Source organism: Rudaea sp. (genome assembly GCF_057139185.1).
In genome coordinates this window covers 118,315-141,182 of the sequence record NZ_DBNHDN010000006.1, presented here as the reverse complement: position 1 = coordinate 141,182, position 22,868 = coordinate 118,315, and the positions used below count along the sequence as shown (strand labels likewise).

Here is a 22,868-nt window from a genome sequence, read left to right as displayed (position 1 = left end):
ATGAGCAGCAGATACAACGCGGCGGACATTGAAGTCCTTTCCGGCCTCGATCCGGTCAAGCGCCGGCCGGGCATGTACACCGACACCTCGCGGCCGAACCATCTCGCCCAGGAAGTCATCGACAACTCGGTCGACGAGGCGGTCAACGGCCACGCGTCGACGATCGAGGTGACCGTGCATGCCGACGGTTCGGTCGAAGTCGGCGACGACGGCCGCGGCATGCCGGTCGACATCCATCCCGACGAAGGCCGGCCCGGCGTCGAGGTGATCCTGACCAAGCTGCATGCGGGCGGCAAGTTCTCCGGCAAGAACTACAAGTTCTCCGGCGGCCTGCACGGCGTCGGCGTGTCGGTGGTCAATGCGCTCTCGCAGCGCGTCGAGGTCGCGATCCGCCGCGACGGCCAGGTGTATCGCATGAATTTCAAGGACGGCGATCGCGCGAGCAATCTTTCCGTCGTCGGCAGCGTGCCGAAGAAGCAGACCGGCACGACGCTGCGTTTCTGGCCCGATCCGAAGTACTTCGATTCGCCGAAGATCAGCCTGCCGAAATTGAAGCACGTGCTGCGCGCCAAAGCCGTGCTCTGCGCCGGCCTCACCGTGCGCTTCAGCGACGAAGCGAGCGGCGAAAAAGAAGAATGGCACTACGAAGACGGCCTGTCCGACTATCTGAAGTCGATGCTCGGCGCGAACGACTACCTGCCGCCGGATCTCTACCAGGCCTCGCTCAAGCGCGACAAGCACGAGGTCGATTTCGCCCTGGCCTGGCTGCCCGAGGGCGAGCTGACCCAGGAAAGCTACGTCAACCTGATCCCGACCGCGCAGGGCGGCACCCACGTCAACGGCCTGCGCACCGGCCTCACCGACGCGCTGCGCGAGTTCTGCGACATCCGCAACCTGCTGCCGCGCGGCGTCAAGCTTGCGCCCGAGGACGTGTGGGACCGGCTCTGCTTCGTGCTCTCGCTGAAGATGGAGGAACCGCAGTTCTCCGGCCAGACCAAGGAGCGCCTGTCCTCGCGCGACGCCGCGGGCTACGTCGAGAACGCCGCGCACGACGGCTTCTCGCTGTACTTGAACCAGCACACCGACATCGGCGAGAAGATCGCCCAACTCGCGATCGAACGCGCCGCGCTGCGGCTCAAGGCCGAAAAGCAGATCGTGCGCAAGAAGATCACCCAGGGACCTGCCCTGCCCGGCAAGCTCGCCGACTGCGCCTCGAGCGACCTGTCGCGCACCGAGCTGTTCCTCGTCGAAGGCGACTCCGCCGGCGGCAGCGCCAAGCAGGCACGCGACAAGGACTTCCAGGCGATCCTGCCGCTGCGCGGAAAAATCCTCAACACCTGGGAGGTCGATTCCGGCCAGGTGCTCGCCTCCGAGGAAGTGCACAACCTCGCCATCGCGATCGGCTGCGATCCGGGCAAGGACGACATCTCCGGCCTGCGCTACGGCAAGGTCGTCATCCTCGCCGATGCCGACTCCGACGGCCTGCACATCGCCACGCTCCTGTCCGCGCTGTTCGTCAAGCACTTCCCCCAACTCGTGCGCGAAGGCCACGTGTTCGTCGCGATGCCGCCGCTGTTCCGCGTCGACGTCGGCAAGCAGGTGTTCTACTGCCTCGACGAAGCCGAGCGCGACGCGATGCTGGACAAGATCCAGCGCGAGAAGATCAAGGGCGCGGTCAACGTCACCCGCTTCAAGGGCCTGGGCGAGATGAATCCGTCGCAGCTGCGCGAATCGACGATCGACCCCGACACGCGCCGCCTCGTGCAGCTCACCGTCGGCCTTGCCGTCGACGGCAGCGCCATCGAGGGCGACGATGGCACGGCCAAGATCATGGACATGCTGCTGGCGAAGAAGCGCGCGGCGGATCGGAAGGAGTGGTTGGAGACGAAGGGTGACCTTGCCTCGCTGGAAGTCTAACTAGCGCCCGATTTTGCAGATGAGTTCGCAAGCTCTCCAAGCATTCAAGCACGCAATTCAGGACTCCACTGATCTCCTGAGACACTTTGACGCTCTTAACACCAAGCCACCGCCTTCGGATATAGAAGTTCTCAAGCGCGCTAGCTTGGTTATGGCGCTTGCAGCACTCGAAACTTATTTTGAAGATCGAATTGTCGAGGCAATCGATTCAATATGCGCCAAAGACAAGGCAAATGATGCCCTATCAAGCTTCTATCGCAATTCGTTAGAAATTGACCTGAAGTCATTTCATAGCCCGAGTGCAGACAGAGTTCGTCAGCTCTTCCAAAAGTATCTTTCACTCGATGTTTCAGACGCTTGGACCTGGAATAATTGCGATCCAACCAAGGCCAAAGCAGAGCTGAATCTTTTGGTCAAAAAGCGTGGGGATATCGCACATCGCTCCCTCCGCCCAACCACTGGCGAACCTCGGCCCAAACAACATGCAGTGACTCGAGATGGTCTTCGAAAGCACATTCACTTCATTGCTCAAATTGCCGATACGACTGACGCTTTTTTAGCACGTAGGCTGGGCTGACAAGCCCAGCGCTTCCACAGAAACTTGGCTGGGCTTCGCACCCCAACCTACGCATGTCGAGATGCCAATGCCACTTCGAGTCGGCGTAGCAGACCGCGCGAACCGGACTGATTAAGATCGACCACATGGCGTTCGCGAACGACAGTCGGCCCGGCTCTGCGCGCGAGGTGTTCGCGGCGTTTCTCAAACTCGGCCTGACCTCGTTCGGCGGCCCGATCGCGCACCTCGGCTACTTCCGCGACGAGTTCGTGCTGCGCCGGCGCTGGATCGACGAAACGGGCTACGCCGACATCGTGGCGTTGTGCCAGTTTCTGCCGGGACCCGCGTCGAGTCAGGTCGGCTTCGTTCTGGGGCTGCGCCGCGCCGGCGGACTCGCAGGCGGCATTGCAGCATGGCTCGGATTCACGCTGCCGTCCGCCGTCATCCTGCTTGCTTTCGCCCTCGCCTCCGGCACGCTCTCGGGCGCGTTGGCGACGGGGTGCCTGCACGGCCTGAAGCTCGTCGCGGTAGTGGTCGTCGCGCAGGCACTGTTCGGCATGGCGCGCAGCCTGACGCCGGATATCGTGCGCGCAATCATCACGGCCTCGGCAGCATCGATCGTCCTGCTGTCGGGCAATGCATTCGGACAAATCGCCGCGATCGGCATGGGCGCCGCGCTCGGTTCGTGGCTATGCCGAGGAAACGGCGCATCGCAAACGTCGTACACGGGAAAGTTTCCCATCACTCGACGCGCAGGAGCATTCGCGCTGATCGTTTTCGCAGCTCTGCTCACCTTGCCGCCACTGGTCGCCGCAGTTGCCCACAATCCGGAACTGGCGTTGTTCGACGCGTTCTATCGTTCGGGCGCACTGGTATTCGGCGGCGGCCATGTCGTGCTGCCGCTGCTGCAGGCGCAAGTCGTGTCGCCGGGCTGGGTGTCCGATGCGGCGTTCCTCAACGGCTACGGCGCAGCGCAGGCCGTTCCCGGACCGCTGTTCGCCTTCGCTGCCTATCTCGGCGCATTGGCAACGCCCATGCACAACGCCCCGCTCGGCGCCATGATCGCGCTGATCGGCCTGTTCCTGCCCGGCCTGCTGCTCGTTTACGGCGCGCTGCCGTTCTGGAACGCCCTTCGTGCCCGACCGCTCGCCCAGTCGGCGATGCGCGGCGCGAATGCAGCCGTCGTCGGCATCCTCGCCGTGGCTTTCGTTGATCCGGTATGCACGACGGCGATCCTGCGTTGGTACGACGCGGTGCCTGCTCTAGCCGGCTTCCTCCTGCTCGTGCGCTGGAAGCTGCCGCCGTGGATCGTCGTAGTCTTGCTGGCCGCGACGGGTGCGGCAACGTCGCTGTTGCTCGGAACGGCGGTGAAATGACCGCTCGCCGTGATTGCCCTGCGTGTCCTATTCGGCCAGGACGGTCTCGATCAAGCGGCGGATCAGCGCCTGCGTCGGCGCTGCGAGCGAGTAGCCCGGATGAAGCCGCGCAAGCGGCGCAATCCGGGGCTTTGAACAGGCGATCCCGGATTCCGCTGCGCTGCATCCGGGCTACGGCATCGCACGAGTCGCCTCGAGCAGCTGCCGGATCAGTGCCCGCGTCGGCTCGGCGAGATTATCGCGATACTCGAACGAGTCCTCATCCATGTAGTTGAGCTGCGCGAGTTCGAGCTGCACGGCCTGCACGCCGTTGCCGGGATCGGCGTAGTGGCGCGTGATGTAGCCGCCCTTGAAGCGGCCGTTGACGATAAAAGTATATTTTTTCTGCGCGGCGAGCACGGCTTCGAGACGCTGTTGCAAGGCCGGCGTGCAGCTCGCGCCGCCCGCGGTGCCGAGGTTGAAATCCGGCAGCCGGCCGTCGAACAGGAACGGCACGAGCGAACGGATCGAATGCCCTTCCCAGAGCACGGCGCGGCCGTGCGCGGCCTTGATGCGTGCGATCTCCTCGATCAATGCCGCGTGGTACGGCCGCCAGTAGCGCTCGACGCGCTGCGCGACTTCCTCGGGTGACGGCTCCTGCCCGCGCAGATACACCGGCTCGCCCGAGAACTGCACGATCGGGCAGAGGCCCGTCGTGTTCTGCCCGGGGTACAGCGAGACGTCGTCGGGCGGACGGTTGAGATCGACAACGTAGCGCGAATACTTCGGCACCAGCATCGACGCACCCAGCTCGCGCGCGAACGCGTACAGGCGCGAGACGTGCCAGTCGGTATCGGGCACGCGCCGCGCTGCGGGCACGAGGCGCGCGGCGATGTCGTCGGGCAAGGCGGTGCCGTCGTGCGGCAGCGAGATCAGCAGCGGTGCGGTGCCGCGGTGGAGGGTGCAGGTTTCGGTCATGGCGAACTCCGGGGCCGTCATTCCGGCGAAGGTAGGAATCCGTATTTTCATTTCGTGCTTTTTAGGTCAAGAGCAAGAACTGGATTCCTGCCTTCGCGGGAACGACGAGCGAACGACAATCATACCGCGCACCAGTGTCGCCATGCTCCACGCAGCGCACCGCTCAACTCGCGCGCATGCCGATCGACATCGCACAGCCGCTCGCGCACGCGGTCGCGCAGGCCCGCGCGCAACGCGTATCTGCGCGCGGCGTCGTTCGCCAGGTCCAGCGCGCGGCGAACGTAGCCATCGGCATCGTCCGCGATCCATTCTTCCAGTCCCAGCGACGTCAGCAGGCTCGCGCCCTGCCGGCTCACCATCGTCTCGCCGCCCAGCGTCACCACGGGCACACCCATCCACAGTGCGTCGAGGCTGGTCGCACAGCCGGAGAACGGGAACGTGTCGAGCGCGATGTCAACGTCGGCGTACGCGGCCAGCGCCTGCGCGTGCGAACCGTAGCCGAGCAGTTCCAGACGTCCTGCCACGACGCCGTGTTTGGCGCAACGCGCGAGGAAATGCGCACGCTCGTCGGCAAGGTCGAACGCCCGCGCCTTGAGGCGCAGAACGCTGCCCGGCGCACCGGCAAGGATGCGCGACCATGCGGCGAGCACCTCGTCGTTGATCTTGTTGACGCGGTTGAAACTGGCGAAGCGCAGCGGCGCGGTGGCGTGCGGCACGACTGGCGGCGCATCGGCCGGCGGCGACCAGCACAGGCGCCCCGAGGGCAACGCCAGCACGCGTTCGCTGTAACGATGAGCGAATCGTGGCGGGCTGAGCATCGCATCGCTGACCAGCACGTCGACCGCCTCGGTGCCCGTGCTGTGGAAGTAGTCGAGCCACGTCGCCTGTACCGGCGCCGGTCGCCACGCGAACGCGCGCAGGCGGTTGCCGGGGCTATGTCCGCCCAATTCGACAAGCACGTCGATGCGGTCGGCGCGGATGCGCTCGCACAGCGCCGCGTCGTCGAGCTCGTCGACGCGATGCCACTCGTCCGCGGCGGCACGGAAACGCGCGCTGACCGCATCGTCGATGCCGCCGGTGTCGTAGAGCACATGCTTCGCTTCGGCGCGATCGAATTTTTCTAGTACGCCAAGGAAGAAGTCGGCGACAAGGCCGGAGAAGAATCGCGGCGACAGCCAGCCGATGCGCAACGGTCGACCAGGATCGGCCTGCGCCATCCAAGCCGGCCAGCGCGCCGCGACCTGCGGCATGTGGCGCGCAGCCCAGGCGCGATGCGCGTCGGCGATCGCATCGGCAGACTGCGCCGGATCGTGTTGCATCGCGATCAGCAGCGCACTGCCGGCGATCGCATCGCCCGGCACGGTGTCGAGGATGCGGCGGTATTCAGCGACGGCTGCCGCCGCTTCTCCACGTTCGGCGAGAACGCTCGCGCGCAGCATGCGCGTGGGTCGATGCCAGGGCACCTGCCGCAGCAGCGTATCGGCAGCGGCAAGCGCGGCGGCCGGGCGGCCCTGCTGTTCGTGCCACCCGGCGATGCCGTAGGCACGTTCGATATCGTGCCGCACACACACCTCGGCATCGCTCGGCAACTCGTGCCGCAACTGCGAAAGCACGATGAACGCAGGCAACGCCTGACCGTATTGGCCGAGCCGCATCGCGGTATCGAGTGCGAGTTTTCGCTCGGATGCCAGCGCGGGCAACGGCGCGCGCAGGCGCTGGGCGATACCGGCGAACTGCTGCGCGACGGCTGCAGCGGAAAGCCATTCGAGCAGCGCGTGTGCCGGCGTCGGGCGCGGTGTGCCGGGCGACGTTGCGACGCTCATGTCTGCCAGGTCTACAATCCGAAGCGTGCGGGCGAGAACGTCGCCGCATCGAGGGCGGTGTCGCCGCCGGCGTACAACTGCGCGACGAGTTCGCCGGTCGCGGCCGACATGGTCACGCCGAGCATGCTGTGCCCGGTCGCGAGCATCAGGTTCCGCCATTGCGAGGTGCGGCCGATGATCGGCAAATCGTCGTACGTCATCGGCCGCCAGCCGTACCATTCCTCGACCACGACCGGTCCTTCGGGCTCGACCAGGTATTCCGCCGCGCCGCGCCTGAGCGCGTCGAGGCGCGCGCGGTTGAGGCGCGTGTCGTAGCCGGCGAATTCCATCGTGCTGCCGAGGCGGTAGCCGGAATCCCAGCTCGTCACGCACACGCTGCGTTCCCGCAACGTCAGCGGGATGCGCGGCGCGCACGCGGGCCGCGTGTAGGTGATGGAATAGCCCTTGCCGGGCTGGATCGGTAGGCGCAGGCCCAACTGGCGCGCGAGCCAGGGCGACCATGCGCCGAGCGCGAACACGACCTCGTCCGCGGCGAATTCGCCTCGATCGGTCAGCACCGCATCGATGCGATCGGCCGCGTTGCGGAAACCGGTGATCGTGGTCGATTCGTGCACCTCGCCGCCGAGCGCCTTGACCACGCGCGCGAGTTCTGCGGCGTAGCGGTCGGGGCGCAGGCGCGCGTCGTACGGATTCCAGTAGCCGCCGACGATACTGTCGTTGAGCGCCGGCTCCATCGCGCGGCAGCGTTTCGCGTCGATGCGCTGCATGACGATGCCGCAATCGGCCAGCGTCTGCGGCAGACCGCTCGCGGCATCGAACGCGGCTTCGTCGCGGTGCACGTAGAGCGTGCCGCTTTCCTCGAATTCGCATTGCAGGTTTTCCGCGCGCACGAGCTCGCCGAGCAGCTTGCGCGACCGCAGCAGCAACGGGCCCTTGGCGAGCGCGAGGCGGTGGTAGTCGCTCTGGTTGCAGCGCCGCGCGAATTGCAGCATCCAGCCGAACAGTTCGAAATCGAGCCGCGGCGCCACGCGGAACGGCGCGTCGGCAGCCAGCGTCCACTTCAGCGCCTTGGCGATCATGCCCGGCTGCGACAGTGGCGGCGCATGGCTGGGCGTGATCGTGCCGCAGTTGCCGTGCGAGGAACCGCTGGCCAGTGTGTTCTGCTCGAGGATCGTCACGCCGCGACCCGACTTGAGCAAGTAGTAGGCGCAGGCGAGGCCGATGATGCCGCCGCCGAGAATCAGAACGTCGTGCTTCCTGGAATCAGATGCCATGTCGGGATGATTGCCTTGCATTTGCCGCCATTCCCGCGACAGCGCGAATGACGAGAAAAAATTACTTCGCTTCGGTCTTCCACCCTGCCCAGCCCGGTCCACGCACGAATATGCCCGGCTTCGCACCGGTATGCTCACCGTCCCTGAGCACCTGCACGCCGTTGACGAACACGTCGCGCACGCCGGTCGCGTATTGCTGCGGCTTGTCGAAGGTGGCGTGATCGGCGATCGTCGCCGGATCGAAGATCACGATGTCGGCGTAGTCGCCGGCCTTCAGCTCGCCGCGATCGCGCAGCTTCATGTTCTTCGCCGGCAGTGAGCTCAGACGCCGGATCGCATCGGACAAGCCGGCAACCTTTTCCTCACGCACGTACTTGCCGAGCACACGCGCGAAGTTGCCGTAGGCGCGCGGATGCGGCTGCGACTTGAGGAAATCACCCTCGGGCGCTTCCGAGCCCTCGTCCGAACCGAATGCCATCCACGGCAACGCAACGGCCTGGCGGACGTTGTCCTCGGACATGAGGAAATACACCGTGCCGACACGACTGCCGTCCTCGATCACGAGATCGATCGCGGTTTCTGCAGGCGTCTTGCCGCGCATCTTCGCCACTTCGGCCAGCGTCTTGCCGGTCAGCGGCTTCAGCCGCGGATTCTTGAACGCGACGAGCAGGACGTTTTCGGGCTTGCCCGCGGCGAGCAGCAGGTTTTCCCACTTGTCGGTCGGCGTGTTCATCTCGCGAATCACGCGTTGGCGCGTCTTCGCGTCTTTCAGCCGCCTGATCCACTCGTCGAGGCCGCCCTCCTGCACCCACGGCGGCATTGCGGCGTCGAGTCCGGTCGCACCTGCGGTGTAGGTGTACATGTTCGCGGAGATATCCAGGCCGTGCCGACGCGCGTGCTCGATCATCGCGATCGCCTGCGCCTGCTTGGGCCAGTTGTCGCGACCCGCAGCCTTGAAGTGATAGACCTCGCCGTGCACGCCGGCCGCGCTCGCGATGCGGATCAACTCGTCGAGACTCTCGAGTAGACGCGGCCCTTCGCTGCGCATGTGCGAGATGTAGCCGCCGCCGGATTCGCCCGCGGCCTTGGTGATCGCGATCAGCTCGTCGGTCTTCGCGTAGAACGCCGGCGCGTAGATCAGCGAGGAGCCGACGCCGAGCGCACCTTCGCGCATCGCCGTGCGCGTCAGTTCCTGCATGTTGGCGAGTTCCTGCGCGTTCGGCGCGCGATCGGCGTAGCCGACTTCGTGAATGCGCAACGTAGTCGCGCCGACGAACGAGGCGATGTTCGGCGTTATGCCGTGCGCGACGAGCGCCTGCATGCCTTCGCCGAAGCCGCTCCAGGTAACCGGGTGCTTGAGGTCGCCCTGCAGTTTCTCCGCTTCTTCGCGCATCTTCGGCGTCAGCGGTCCGAGCGACTCGCCTTCGCCGAACACTTCGAGCGTCACGCCCTGCTTGATGTCCGACATCGAGCGGCCGTCGTGGAACAACGCGTCGCCGGCCCACGACAGCATGTTGATGAACCCGGGCGCGACGGCGAGGCCGCGCGCATCGACCTCGCGTACCGCATGCGCCCCGGCCAGATCGCCGATCGCGGCGATGCGCTGGCCGCGCACGCCGACATCGGCCTGGCGCGGCGGCCCGCCGCTGCCGTCGTAGACCGTGCCGTGACGGACGATCAGGTCGTAGTCGAACTGCGGCGGTTTCGTCGGCGCCTGGCAGCCGCCGAGAAGAAAAAACAGAACAAGTCCCGCAATGCTGGATCGCAACATGGATTCCCCCCGAACGAAAATCGACAGAGCACCACACATCCCTGCTCATCCCAACGATGAGGCCAAGCCGGGGCGATGTCCAGTAGCCCCCGTGGTCCGCCACCGGAACCCGCATGGTGGGCGCCGCAACGCCGCGCCCCGGGCCCGCGCCAGCAGTTTCTGCACCTCGATCCCCCATCGCGTCGGTGCGGCGCCGAAGCCCTGGCCGGCGAGTGCTCACCAGTCCGTGCGCTGCGGCAGCAGACCGCGCAACTCCTGCTCGGTCAGGTTGCGCCACTGGCCAAGCTTGAGCGCGCCGAGCTTGACGTTGACGATGCGCACGCGGCGCAACTGGGTCACGCGGTAGCCGAACGCCTCGCTCATCAGGCGGATCTGCCGGTTCAGCCCTTGCGTCAACACGATGCGGAAACCGAACTTGGCGATGCGCGCAGTCTTGCACGGTTTGGTCATCTGCCCGTGAACACGCACGCCGCGCGCCATGCCGGCGAGGAATTCCGGCGTCACCGCCTTGTTCACGCCGACGAGATACTCCTTCTCGTGGTTGTTCTCCGCACGCAGGATCTCATTGACGATATCGCCGTTGCTGGTGAGCAGGATCAGGCCTTCGGAATCCTTGTCGAGGCGGCCGATCGGGAAGATGCGCTCGGCGTGGTCGACGAAGTCGACGATATTGCCCCTGACCTCGCGTTCGGTCGTGCAGGTGATGCCGACCGGCTTGTTCAGCGCGATGTAGACATGCCTGCGCCCGCGCGCACCGCTGCGCCGCTGCAGCAGCGGCTGGCCGTCGATCAGCACCTCGTCGCCTTCCGCGACCTGGCTGCCGACGCCGCCGGGCTTGCCGTTGAGGGTCACGCGTTTTTCCGCGATCAGCCGATCCGCTTCGCGCCGCGAGCAGTAGCCGGTCTCGGCGATGTGTTTGTTCAGGCGTTTCGACTGCGCCTGATCCTGCGCAGCAGTGTTGTCCGTGGCGGTCATGCAGTAGGCGCGGGCGGGTTCGACATCCGCCGCCGAGTATACCAAGCGCTCAATCTGCGCCGGCCGGGTACGCGCTGATGCGCAGCGGCAACGGCGGCGCGATCGCATCGAGAACGGTCACGCGCAGCTTGCGCAGCGGCTGCGGCGCGACGCGCTCGAGCTTGCAGGCCCCGATCGTCGAACCTTGCGCGAGTTCCTGCCAATGGCCGTCGGCGGCCGCACCATGCAAGGCGTAATTCGATACGCGCTGGCCGCGCTCGATGTCTTCGCCAAGGCGCACGACGCCGATGCGCGCGACCGTGCCGAGGTCGACTTCGGCGACCGCGCCGCGCTCGCCGGTTTTTCTCCATGCCGAGGCTTTTCCGGCGGCGAGATCGCGCGCGAACAGTGCGTTGCGCGCCGCGCGCCATTCGCGCAGGCGCGCAACATCGTTCGCATGGAACCGGCCCTCGCGCGTCGGCGGCACGTTGAGCAACAGCTTGGAATTGTGCCCGACCGAGTGGAACCAGATTTCGTTCAAGGTTTCCACGCTCTTGAGCTTGTCGTCCTCGGCCGCGTGATGGAACCAGCCCGGGCGGATCGACACATCGGCCTCGGCCGGGCGCCAGACGCGGCCGCCCGCGTCGCCGTGCAGCAGCGCGTCGCTCACCTCGGGGCTGTCCGCGCCGGGATACGGCACGCGTGCGGGATTCACCATCGCCCAGTTCGGATAGCCGGCCATGCCGTTCTCGTTGCCGCACCAGCGCACGTCGGGACCGGCGTCGGAATACATCACCGCGTTCGGCTGCAACCTGCGCACGAGCGCGTGGATGCGCGGCCAGTCGTAGGTCTGGTGCCTGCCGTTCGGGCCTTCGCCGTTGGCGCCGTCGAACCACAATTCGTGGATGTCGCCGTAGCGCGTCAGCAGCTCGCTCAACTGCTCGTGGTAGAAATCGTCGTAGCGCGCGCTGCCGTAAACCGGCGAATTGCGGTCCCACGGCGAGCAGTACAGGCCGACGCGCAGGTTCTCGGCGCGACAGGCATCGGCGAACTCGCGCACGACATCGCCCTTGCCGCCGCGCCACGGGCTGCTCGCGACCGAGTGCTTCGTCGTCTTGGTGGGAAACAGGCAGAAGCCGTCGTGGTGCTTCGCGGTCAGGATCATCGCGCGCGCGCCGGCATCGCGCGCGCTGCGCGCCCACTGGCGTGCGTCGAGCGCGGTCGGGTTGAAGATCGCCGGATTTTCGTTGCCCAGCCCCCACTCACGATCGGTAAACGTGTTGACTCCGAAATGAACGAACATCGCCAATTCGTCGCGCTGCCACAGCAGTTGCTGCGGCGTCGGCCGCGGCAAGGTGTTTGCCGCATCGGCGCAGGCTGCGCGATGCGGCAGCGCACCCGCACCGAGCGCAGCGGCGCCGGCAGCGATGAAGCGGCGGCGAGACAGGCTCATTGCGAACCTTCGCTGCTTGGGTGCAACTCGATCGCTTGGAAATCCAGCCCCAGATCCTCGGCGGCGTAGGCCGGATCGGCGAGACGAATCGACACGGGCATCGCGTTCGCCGCCGGAATGCGAAACATGCCGACACCAGCCTTGTCGCCCAAATGCGCTCCACCGACCTCGCGCGCCTCATCGCCGACGGCGATGCGATAGCGTCGGTCGCCGCGCGCCTTGACCCCGTCGATATGCAGGGTCAGCACCCGCGCACGCGGCGAGGAAATCGCCGCCGCCAGCACCACCGTCGTCGGATACTGCGTCGTGTAGCCGTTGCCGAAGCCGAAGCTCGTGCCCGCGGACCAATCGCTGCGCGCGATCCGGATCGATCCGTCCGCGGCAACGGCGATGACTTTTCCGGGCAGGTTCGGATGTCCGACATCGAGCGCACCCGGATGCGCGCGCAGCCACGCACCGATGCCGTGCAGCACCTGTGCCTCGAACGGCACGATGGCGCCGTCGCCCATCGGCCCGATGTTGAGCAGGTAGTTGCCGCCGTGCGCGCGCGCCTCGACCAAGCCGTGCACAAGCTCGCGCACCTTGGCGTCGACGTCGTCGCGCTTCTGCCAGCTGCGATAGCCCCAGGTCTCGTGATAGATCGACGCCGGCACTTCGAACGGCGGCTGCAGGCCCGGCGGAGGCACTTCGTTGTCGCCGAGGGTGACGAAGTCACCGACGTTGTTCCAGATGCGTCCGTTGATCGCCGCGCGCGGTTGCAGCTCGCGCACGATCGCCGCGAATTTGCGGCTCTGCTCGGGTGTCGGCGCGGACATGTCGAACCAGACCTCCGCGATGGGACCGTAGTTGGTCATCAGTTCGCGCAGCTGCTGCTCGATCAACGGCTCCATCGACGCCGGGATCGGGTTGTTGTTGTCGGAATCGAACGCGTGCCCCGCATGCCAGTCGACCAGCGAGAAATACACGCCGAAGCCGAGGCCGATCCTGCGACACGCCGTCGACAGCAACTTGAGCGGATCCTTGCCGAACGGCGTGCGCCGGACGATGTTGTAGTCGGTCGACTTCGTGTCGAACATGGCGAAGCCGTCGTGGTGCTTGCTGGTGATGAGGATGTAGCGCGCGCCGGCGTCCTTGGCCAGCGCACAGATCGCATCGGCATCGAACTTCGCCGCGGTGAAGCGCGCGGCAACCTTGGCGTAGTCCGCGCGCGAGATGTTCGCGAAACTCTGGATCTGCTCGGAATAGCCCCGGGTCACCGGCTTGCCCTGCCAGACGCCGCCGAGCTCAGAATACAGGCCCCAGTGGATGAACATGCCGAAGCCGAGCTGGCGCCAGGCTTCGATGCTCGGCGCGAGTGCAGGCACGCCGTGCGCGGCAACGACCGCCGGCAACGGTGGCGCGGTCTCCGCAGCGACGGCCGGCACGAACAATGCCGCGAGCGACGGAATGAAAGCCAGCAACAACTTCAGGTACACGGCGCTTCCTAGGATGGGCGTTTCGGCATGTGCATCGATACGGCGTTGTCGTCGCGACTTGATGGTGCGCTGCAATGTTTACCTGCAACGCGAAAGTGATAGAGTCCATCATGTGTTTGGATCGATCCAAACACAAGAATGCCCGAATTCCCGGCAAGATGCACGCCGCACAACGGCATGCACACGTTCAGCTTGTCGTTTTGCCTTGCGCCTGATCGCCTATGCCCCTGCTCGAAATCGCCGCCGCCTCGATCGCCTCCGCCCTTGCCGCGCAGGAAGGTGGCGCCGACCGTATCGAACTCTGCGCCAACCTGCGCGAGGGCGGCACGACACCGTCGCACGGCACGCTTGTCGAGGCGCGCAAGCGGCTGCGTATCCCGATCCACGTACTGGTGCGTCCGCGCGGCGGCGATTTTCTCTACAGCGAGCTCGAGGCCGAAGCCATGCTCGGCGACATCGAAGATTGCGTGCGCAGCGGCGCGGATGGCGTCGTCATCGGCGCGCTCGACGCGGACGGCAATGTCGATGTCGCGCTGTGCCGACGCCTCGTCGCGGCCGCCGGCACGCTCGACATTACCTTCCATCGCGCCTTCGACACGGCGCGCGATCCGGCCGCGGCACTCGAGGACATCATCGCGCTCGGCTGCGCGCGCGTGCTCACGTCGGGCGCGGCGGCGAGCGCGGCGCAGGGTGCCGATGCGATCGCGAACCATGTGCGCCGGGCGAGAGGCCGCATCGCAATCCTGGCCGGCGGCGGCGTCAGAGCCGACAACGTGCGCGAACTGGTCGCGCGCACGGGCGTGGTCGAGTGCCATTCCTCGGCCGGTACGACACGCCGCTCGGGCATGCGCCTGCGTCGCGAAGACCTTCCCGGACTGGAGCCGGATTTCGTGCAGACCGACGTTGCGCGCGTGCGCGCAATCGTTGCGGCGTTGCGTGAGGCCTGACCCCGCCATGGTGACGGAAGCGAAGGCAACCGAGCCGACCGAAAGCGAAAAGGAACGTTTCGTGATGTCAAACCAGATACCAGCCGCCATCCTGCTCGCCGTCATGTCGTGCGCGGGCGCCGTCGCCGCGGAAGCGGACCCGATCGCCACGGTCAACACCTTCATCGGCACCCAGGACGAGGGCAACACGTTCCCGGGCGCGTCGGCACCGTTCGGCATGATCCAGGTCAGTCCGATCGGTTCGCACTACGCCGGCTGGCAATACACCGACAAGAAGATCCGCGGCTTCGGCCACTTTTTCCTTTCGGGCGCGGGCTGCTTCGAGCAGGGTGGCCTCATCTCGATCCTGCCGGTGACCGGCACGATCGGCGCCGGTGCCGGCTTCGCCTTCGACACGAGCAAACCGGAGACCTTCGACCAGTCGCACTACGCCGCCGCCTACGAACACCAGGGCGAGATCGGCAGGCCCGGCTACTACAAGGTGCGCCTGACGGACTACGGCGGCATCAATGTGGAAACCAGCGCGCTGACCCGCGTCGGTGCTGAGCGCTACACGTTCGCCGGCGACGCGCAGGCGCAGATTCTCGTCAACCTCGGCCAGGCCACAGTTCGCCACCGCATCATCCACAGCGAGCTCAAGGTCGTCGGCGACCGCGCCGTCGAGGGCTCGCTCGAAGCGATCGGCTTTTGCGGCGGCAGCGCGTACACGACCTGGTTCCGGCTCGAATTCGACCGCCCATTCCGCGCGCACGGTACCTGGGGCAAGCTCAAGGCGATACCCGGCACGAACGAAACCAGCGCCGCCGAAGCCCCGAACGGCGCCTGGTTCACGTTCGACACCAAGGACTCGCGCAACGTGACGATCCTGAGTGCGGTCTCGCACGTCGATGCCGAAGGCGCGCGCAACAACCTGCGCGCGGAAGGCTACGGCGGGGGCAGGCCGCTCGCGTTCGACGAAGTGAAGCAACGCGCACAGGACGCCTGGCGCAAGGAGCTCGCCAGCGTGCGCGTGCGCGGCGGCACGCCGGAAGACCGCGTCGTGTTCACCACCTCGCTCTATCACAGCCTGCTGCAGCCGCTCACCGGCAGCGACGCCGACGGCCGCTACCGCGGCTGGGATGACGCGATCCACACTGCAGACGGCTGGACCTACTACGAATACTTCTCGCTCTGGGACACCTACCGTGCGCAGAACCAGTTGCTCGCGATCCTGCGTCCGCAGCGTGCGCGCGACATCGCCCGAACGGTGGTGACGATCGCCGAACAGGGTGGCTGGCTGCCACGCTGGGGCTATGCGAACTACGAGACGAACACGATGACCGGCGACCCGGTCACGCCGTTCCTCGCCGATCTGTGGAAGTACGGCGCGCTGCAGGACGAGGAAGCCAAGCGTGCCTACGCTGCGCTCAAACAGAACGCCGACGGTGTACCGCCGCGTTCGTGGCGCGAGGAAGGTCGCGCCGGCAACCCCAACTACATCGCCCACGGCTTCGTCGAGTACGAGAAAACCTCGTCGAAAAAGAAGTCGATGGATGTCGACCAGGAGCACGCGGCCTCGGCGACGTTCGAGTACGCGCAGGCCGATTGCGCGCTCGCCCTGATGGCGCGCGGCCTCGGCGAGAACGCCGATGCACGGCGCTGGGCGGCGCGCAGCGGCAACTGGAAGAACCTGTGGGATGCCTCGGTCGTGGACAACGAGCACGGCGGCTTCAAGGGTTTCCCGCGGCCGAAAACGATCGATGGCAACTGGTACTCGCCAAAGGACAAGCCGTATCTGCCGTCGAGCGAGGACGGTTTCCACGAGGGCACCGCCTGGCAGTATCAGTGGCTCGAACAGCAGGATGTGCCATCACTGGTCAAGGCGATGGGCGGTGCCGAACAGACGCATAAACGTCTGGACGTCTTCTTCGCGCTGGACAAGCTGCTCGCCGATCCGCTGCATGCGGCGCGCAAGGAATGGGTGATGGGCGCCTACGACTACTACAATCAGTTCCGCTACAACCCGAACAACGAACCCGATCTGCACAGCCCGTGGATGTACACGCTGACCGGTGCGCCATGGAAGACCGCGGTCGTGCTGCGCGCCGCGCAGACCCTGTTCACCGACGGACCGAACGGCGTCACCGGCAACGACGACCTCGGCACGATGTCGGCCTGGTACCTGTTCAGCGCGCTCGGCCTCTATCCGGGCATGCCGGGCACCGGCCAACTGCTGCTGCACGCGCCGCGCTTCGAGCACGTCGAGATCGACCTCGCCGGCGGCAAGGCGCTCGTGGTCGACGCACCCGGCGCCGACGGACGCAAGCTGCAATACATCGAAGCGGCACAGATCGACGGCCGTAGCCAGTCGAAAGTCTTTACCGACTGGGACACGCTGCGCCACGGCGCGACGATCCGCTACGCGCTGGCCGACAAGGCACCGGCCTGGGGCACGCATGTCGCCGACCTGCCGCCGGCGGCCTGCCCGAATACGCCGGTCCGTTGATGCGAATACGCGCCGATCAGGGGGAAGGAACATGAAGAAGGCCGCAACCGGATCCGCGTCCACGCAGCGTGCGCCGACGGTCTGCGACATCGCCGCCGGCGCGGGCGTGTCGCGCGCGACGGTGTCGCTCGTGCTGCGCGAAAGCCCGCTCGTGCATGCGGACACACGCGCGCGCGTGCAGGCCGAGCTGAAGAAGCAGAATTACGTCTACAACCGCGGCGCGGCGAACCTGCGTCGGCGCACCTCGAATGCGATCGCGCTCGTGATCAACGACCTGGCAAACCCGTTCTTCGCCGAGTTCGCCACCGGCGTCGACGAGGCACTCGGCGAGCGCGGCTACGTCACCCTGCTCGGCAACACCGGCGAATCCCCGCAACGCCAGCAGGCCGTGCTTGCCTCATTGATGGAGCACACCCCGGCCGGACTGATCCTCTCCCCGGCGGAGCACAGCGATGCGGCGCAATTGCGCAGCGTGCTCGGCCCGCACCTTCCGGTGCTCGTGTTCAACCGCAAGATCGAAGGCGGCAACTGGGATTTCCTCGCCCTCGACAACCAGCACGGCGCCGAACTCGCCACCGCGCACCTGATCGAACGCGGACACCGCCGCATCGCATTCTACGGCGGCCACGCGGATTCCAGTTCGTGCCGGCAGCGCCGTGCCGGTTTCGAGAAGGCGATGCGCGCGGCCGGTCTGCATGCGCGCAAGGAGTGGATGATCGAGACCAAGCCGAGCCGCATCGATTCCGCGGCGAGCACGCCGGCGCTGTTCCAGGGCAAGCACCATCCGACCGCGGCGGTCTGCTACAACGATGCGGTCGCGCTGGGACTGATGCTAGGCCTGGTTGCGCGCAGCTTGCGTCCGGGGCGCGACTTCGCCCTGACCGGATTCGACGACATTCCCGAAGCCGCGCTCGCCTCGCCGCCGCTGACCACGATCGCCACACAACCGCGTGAGCGCGGACGGCAGGCGGCGGAGTTGCTGCTCGCCCAGCTCGGCGCGGCACACACCCGATTCCGCCAGACTACTGCGTCCGCGCAATTGCAGGTGCGCGCGAGCACTCCTCCGCCGACATGTACATGAAAGAAAGCCGCACGCTACCGCAAAGCAGCATGCATTCGATACAAAACTATGCTATTTTTTTGCAAGAGTATTTAGATCGATCTAATTTCCGCGGTATACGAACTTCCCGAGCAGCATCGCCGCAAATGGGGCGAGTCAAAGCTCGTTTTTTATCGAGTGAATTTAGATCGTTCTAAATCACGCCCATTCATTAAATCAGATCTGAGGGGATCGAGATGAAACAGCCATCACGCACGCAAATCCACAATTCGCTATCCGTCGCAACCATTGTTGCCATCGCGTCAACCGCCACAGTGGCGCCGGTCGGCACCTTCGCACAGGAAACGGAACCCAAGAGCATGGAAACCATCCTCGTCACCGGTTCGCGCAACAGCACGCGCACGGTGGAGAACAGTTCCACACCGATCGACCTTATTAGCGCGAAGGACCTCGTCGCCACGGGCAAGGGCGATCTGTTGCAAGCACTGCTGACCAAGCTGCCGTCACTGAGCCTGCAGACTTATGGCAGTGGGTTGGACAATCAGGTCCGCGGCGCGATGCTGCGCAATCTTTCTCCGGGCTACACACTGGTTCTGATCAACGGAAAACGCCGCAACGTTAGTCCCTACACCAGCGACACCAGCTTTCCCGGTCAAAACTATACCGATATCGCGCTGATCCCGATGAGCGCGGTCGACCATGTCGAAGTGCTGCGCGATGGAGCCTCTGCTATCTACGGTTCCGACGCCATCACCGGCGTGGTCAACATCATACTTAAGTCTTCTCGCAGCGGTAGCAACGTGTCGGCCGAAGGCGGCACAAGCTTCGCCGGCGACGGCGTTCGCGGCAAATACGGGGCGAGCATCGGTCTGCCTCTTGGCCAAAATGGGTTTATCGATCTCTCTGCAGACATAACCAACCAGCAGGAAGCGAGCCGCACCAGACCCTATCGGGATACCTACCTGGTGTACCCGGCGATCAACTCCAGCGGCACCCTAGTCAAGCTCTGCACCTACAACAGCCTGTGCCCCGGCACCACCGCCAACCCGGCCGAAGTCAACCGCGGCAACGTCAAGGACTACGCCTACAGCACCCCGCAATACGATCTGAAGTCCGCTGCATACAACCTTGAATATGCTCTCAGCGATTCGGCGAGGCTGTATTCGTTCGCGACTTATAGCGAGCGCCGGATGAGCACGCGCCAGAATACGCGAACGCCCTACACGACTTGGACTAGCAACGCCGGCTTGTACACAGTTTATCCGAACGGATTCACGCCTAGGGCGGTCGGCAAGGAAAAGGACTACACCACCGTACTCGGCCTGAAGGGCATGTCCGGCAGTTGGGATTGGGACTTGAGCGCCACCAATAACCGTGACACGTACAACGTATACACAAAGAACTCAGCCAACTACTCGCTCACCTATCCCGGCGCGCCTACCGACGTCTATTCGGGCAAACTGGCTTACACCCAGACCGTACTCAATCTCGACCTGCGCCGCGGCTTCGATGTCGCCGCACTCCATTCGCCATTGGATTTCAGCGCCGGGCTGGAGTACCAGAACGAAGGCTACACCCGCGGTGCGGGAGAATATGCCTCCTGGTATGGCAGCGCCATCACTGCCTATTCAGGATATTTGCCAGCAGATGCCGTTCATGGTACGCGCCACAGTCTGGCGGCTTACGTCGGCGCATCGGCCAACATCACCGAACGCTGGTACCTAGATATCGCCGGCCGCTTCGAAGACCATTCCGACTTTGGCAACGTCTCCACCGGCCGGTTGACCACGCGTTTTGACTTCACCGACACGTTCGCGATCCGTGCCACCGTCAGCAATGGCTTTCACGCCCCATCGCTGGCTGCGGAGAACTTCCAACTCACTTCCGATACGCCAACCTACCGACAGATCAATGCCCGCGTCTCCTCGCCCGTGGCCCTTGCGTTGGGTGCGGTCCCACTCAAACCGGAGAAATCCACGAACTACAGTTTGGGGTTCACATACTCGCCGGCGGACAATGTGCATCTGGCAATCGATGGCTACCAGATCGACATCCACGACCAATTGGGTATGTCTACCTACGTCGGCTACGACCCTACCAACCCGACCCGGGTGGTGGACTTCTACGGCAACGTCCTGAATGCCAACCAACTGGCGACCATCAATGCCCTGCTGAACAACGCCGGCTACACGGTCCCCGCCGGCAAGGGGCTGTTCGTCAGTTACCTGCGCACCATCGGCTCCACCCAGACTCGCGGCATCGAATTCACCGCGGACGGAACCATCGACAGTGACATCGGCAAGTGGACGTGGGACTACGCCCTCAATAGTGTCAAGACCGACATCACCCAAGCCGAGGGGATTCCACCGATTCTCGCCACTCTGCCGTACGTCGCGTTGCTTAACGAAGCGACCCAGTACAACCTGCGCTACCGGTCGCCTAAATACACCCAAGTCGCCGGGCTCGCCTGGACGCGCGACCAGGTAAACCTTGGGATTCGCTTTATTCAGTACGGGCCGATCAAGCGCCTCGGCAACAATTATCACTACACAATCTCACCCAAACTGATCACCTCCTTGTCCGGTGGGTACGACTTCGGCAATGGCCTCAGCGTGACCGCAGGCGTCGATAACGTCTTCGACAAAAAGCCCAGCAAGATTCCGGCTGCGGCCATCAGCGCCAGCAACCAGGCAACCTACCAATGGATGTACGACCCGCTGGATTCCATCAGCGCGCTGGGTGGTTACTACTATGCGCGCATCAATTACCGCTTCTGATTTCAGGAGACTCACATGACCGAGAAGAGGTACGAGAAGCTGGGCATGCTCGACAACATCGAGCGTCGCGATTTCGTCAATGGCATGCTCAACAGTTCGCTGGCGTTTGCCGCTTCCGGCCTAGTCCCAAATGTGTTGGCCGCCGCTGCGGGAATACCGTCGACGTCGCCGACTACGAACGCGGCCGCGGCGCCGAGCGGCCTATATCCGCCCGCACTGACCGGTATGCGTGGCAGCAGCTTCCCAGCGTACCAGGTCGGTCATGCCATGCGCGACGGTACTTTGCACATCAATGAGGAGCAGATCCAAGACGCCGGCGAGGAATACGACCTCGTCGTTGTCGGCGGCGGCATAAGTGGGCTGTCCTCGGCTCTGTATTACGCACGCGACAGTGGCGGTCAGGCGCGCACGCTGGTACTGGACAACCATGACGACTTCGGCGGCCACGCCAAGCGCAACGAGTTCGACTTCGGCGGCCGCACCGTGATCTCCAACGCCGGCACCTTTAGTATCTCGCCCGGCAGCGAGAACGCACGCAGCTTCATGCAGTCGATAGGTATCGATGATATCGCCCGGCTCAATCGTGACAACCAAGACACTTTTTTCTACCAGCGCCTCGGCATGGGACAGTCGGTTTACTACGACCAGGCTACTTTCAGCAAGGACTTGTTGATGGGCGATCCTGCGCCGTGGATCGAATTCGTCCCGTTGCACGACCCGAATACCCCGCCCGACCAAACGAAACGATGGTCCGAGTTCCTTGCACGCGCACCGATGAACGAGCGGGCGCGCAAGGACGTGTACCGGCTGTACACCGCGAAGACCGACTATCTGCCCGATATGACGCCTGCCGAGCGCGTGAAGAGGTTGCGCAGGATCACCTACCGCGACTTCCTGCTGGACATTGCCAAGGTCGACCCGATGGCCGTCGCCTACCTGCGTGACCGCACCTTCGGCAGCGCGCGCGGGCTGTCCGGGATGTCGGCGATTGCGGCGCGCCGACGCGGCATGCCGGGTTTTCTCGGCATGGATCTCGGCCCTGACAATCCGCTGCCACCGAGCGCATCGAGTCCACCGGCGGCGACGACCCACAAGCCCATTGCCAACTACCATTTTCCTGACGGCAACGCGACCATCGCCCGCCTGATCGTCCGCCAACTGATCCCCGAGGCGTTGCCCGGCAAGACACTCGAAGACTCGATCCTGCAACGTGCCGATTATTCGCGCTTGGACTTGCCCACCAACCGTAATCGCATCCGTCTGAGCAGCACCGCGGTTCAGGTCGCCAACACACCCAACGGCGTCAGCGTACTCTATTCCCGCGACGGCAAAATTCATCGCGTGCGCGCCCGCCACTGCGTGCTGGCGTGCTGGCACCACATCATCCCCTACATCTGCCAAGAATTGCCGAGCTGGCAGAAGGAAGCGCTGCGCTATCAGGTGCATGCGGTAAACCTTTGGGTCAACGTCTGGCTGCGCAACTGGCGTGCGTTTCACAAGGCCGGCGCCTGCTTCATCAACGCCCCCAGCGGCTACTACTCTCAGATCCTGCTGGAATGCCCGGTGGACATCGGCGGCTACAAGCGTTCGACCTCACCCGACGAACCGACCGTACTGACAATGCTGCGCGTGTTCGAGACACCGGGGCTCCCGGTCAAGGACCAATACCGCATCGCCCGCAACGAGATGTACGGCACCGACTTCGAGACCTACGAACTCCACGTGCGCGACCAGCTTTCGCGTATGCTCGGCCCATACGGCTTCGACGCTCGCCGCGACATCGCCGGCATCACCATCAACCGCTGGGGACATGGTTATTCGTACATGTATTCCTCGGTATTCGACGAGTTCATCGACCGCGGTGAGCAGCCGCCGCACGAGCGCGCGCGAATGCCCTGCGGCAACATCGCCATCGCCAACTGCGATGCCGCCGCGCGCGACACTACGCCCGACGCCATCGACCAGGCGCGTCGGGCGGTCAGCGAGCTGCGGATGAACCTACGCAACAGCGTCAATTTCTGAAGCGGGCAACCAAGAGCAGTT

At 64.9% G+C, this 22,868-nt stretch carries 15 protein-coding genes; 8 read left to right on the top strand and 7 right to left on the bottom strand.

Features of this window, described 5'->3' with window-relative positions:
- The 3 genes from parE to chrA all read left to right on the top strand — a co-directional run bounded on the left by parE (position 1) and on the right by chrA (position 3,849).
- Positions 1 to 1,917: a DNA topoisomerase IV subunit B gene (parE, locus tag AC16HO_RS01950; RefSeq protein WP_395642571.1), complete on the top strand. Its 1,917-nt coding sequence runs from the start codon at positions 1 to 3 to the stop codon at positions 1,915 to 1,917.
- Positions 1,918 to 1,936: 19 nt separating this feature from the next.
- Positions 1,937 to 2,494 carry a HEPN domain-containing protein gene (locus tag AC16HO_RS01945; RefSeq protein ID WP_395642572.1) on the top strand — a complete coding sequence of 186 codons (558 nt, stop codon included), beginning with the start codon at positions 1,937 to 1,939 and terminating at the stop codon, positions 2,492 to 2,494.
- A 125-nt stretch (positions 2,495 to 2,619) separates the two neighbouring features.
- Positions 2,620 to 3,849: a chromate efflux transporter gene (chrA, locus tag AC16HO_RS01940; protein WP_395642573.1), complete on the top strand. Its 1,230-nt coding sequence runs from the start codon at positions 2,620 to 2,622 to the stop codon at positions 3,847 to 3,849.
- Between the two features lie 171 nt (positions 3,850 to 4,020).
- Here the strand turns inward: chrA and hutG are convergent, their stop codons facing one another.
- From hutG to AC16HO_RS01905, 7 genes are all read right to left on the bottom strand, one after another.
- Positions 4,021 to 4,806, bottom strand: a complete 786-nt coding sequence (gene hutG, locus AC16HO_RS01935) for an N-formylglutamate deformylase (RefSeq protein WP_395642574.1) — start codon at positions 4,804 to 4,806, stop codon at positions 4,021 to 4,023.
- 119 nt (positions 4,807 to 4,925) lie between these two features.
- Entirely contained in the window at positions 4,926 to 6,629 is a 1,704-nt protein-coding gene (locus AC16HO_RS01930; protein WP_395642575.1) for an O-linked N-acetylglucosamine transferase, SPINDLY family protein, read from the bottom strand.
- 11 nt (positions 6,630 to 6,640) lie between these two features.
- Positions 6,641 to 7,903, bottom strand: coding sequence for an NAD(P)/FAD-dependent oxidoreductase (locus AC16HO_RS01925; RefSeq protein ID WP_395642576.1), 1,263 nt, complete (start codon positions 7,901 to 7,903; stop codon positions 6,641 to 6,643).
- A gap of 61 nt (positions 7,904 to 7,964) precedes the next feature.
- Positions 7,965 to 9,674, bottom strand: a complete 1,710-nt coding sequence (locus AC16HO_RS01920; RefSeq protein ID WP_395642577.1) for an N-acyl-D-amino-acid deacylase family protein — start codon at positions 9,672 to 9,674, stop codon at positions 7,965 to 7,967.
- A 216-nt stretch (positions 9,675 to 9,890) separates the two neighbouring features.
- Entirely contained in the window at positions 9,891 to 10,649 is a 759-nt protein-coding gene (locus AC16HO_RS01915; protein ID WP_395642578.1) for a pseudouridine synthase, read from the bottom strand.
- A gap of 49 nt (positions 10,650 to 10,698) precedes the next feature.
- Complete coding sequence (locus AC16HO_RS01910; protein ID WP_395642579.1) at positions 10,699 to 12,081, bottom strand: alpha-L-fucosidase; 1,383 nt, start codon at positions 12,079 to 12,081, stop codon at positions 10,699 to 10,701.
- Positions 12,078 to 13,556 carry an alpha-L-fucosidase gene (locus tag AC16HO_RS01905; protein ID WP_395642580.1) on the bottom strand — a complete coding sequence of 493 codons (1,479 nt, stop codon included), beginning with the start codon at positions 13,554 to 13,556 and terminating at the stop codon, positions 12,078 to 12,080. The genes AC16HO_RS01910 and AC16HO_RS01905 overlap by 4 nt, the downstream gene beginning before the upstream one ends.
- A gap of 221 nt (positions 13,557 to 13,777) precedes the next feature.
- Here AC16HO_RS01905 and AC16HO_RS01900 point away from each other — a divergent pair, with 221 nt between their 5' ends.
- The 5 genes from AC16HO_RS01900 to AC16HO_RS01880 all read left to right on the top strand — a co-directional run bounded on the left by AC16HO_RS01900 (position 13,778) and on the right by AC16HO_RS01880 (position 22,847).
- Positions 13,778 to 14,503, top strand: a complete 726-nt coding sequence (locus AC16HO_RS01900; RefSeq protein ID WP_395642581.1) for a copper homeostasis protein CutC — start codon at positions 13,778 to 13,780, stop codon at positions 14,501 to 14,503.
- Between the two features lie 64 nt (positions 14,504 to 14,567).
- On the top strand, positions 14,568 to 16,988 hold the full coding sequence (locus tag AC16HO_RS01895) for a GH92 family glycosyl hydrolase (RefSeq protein WP_395642582.1): 2,421 nt from the start codon (positions 14,568 to 14,570) through the stop codon (positions 16,986 to 16,988).
- Between the two features lie 31 nt (positions 16,989 to 17,019).
- The gene (locus tag AC16HO_RS01890) at positions 17,020 to 18,069 is read left to right on the top strand and encodes a LacI family DNA-binding transcriptional regulator (protein WP_395642583.1); all 1,050 of its coding nucleotides are present in this window, start codon (positions 17,020 to 17,022) and stop codon (positions 18,067 to 18,069) included.
- A 215-nt stretch (positions 18,070 to 18,284) separates the two neighbouring features.
- On the top strand, positions 18,285 to 20,825 hold the full coding sequence (locus AC16HO_RS01885) for a TonB-dependent receptor plug domain-containing protein (RefSeq protein WP_395642584.1): 2,541 nt from the start codon (positions 18,285 to 18,287) through the stop codon (positions 20,823 to 20,825).
- 45 nt (positions 20,826 to 20,870) lie between these two features.
- Complete coding sequence (locus tag AC16HO_RS01880) at positions 20,871 to 22,847, top strand: NAD(P)-binding protein (RefSeq protein WP_395642585.1); 1,977 nt, start codon at positions 20,871 to 20,873, stop codon at positions 22,845 to 22,847.
- The last annotated feature ends 21 nt before the right edge of the window (positions 22,848 to 22,868 follow it).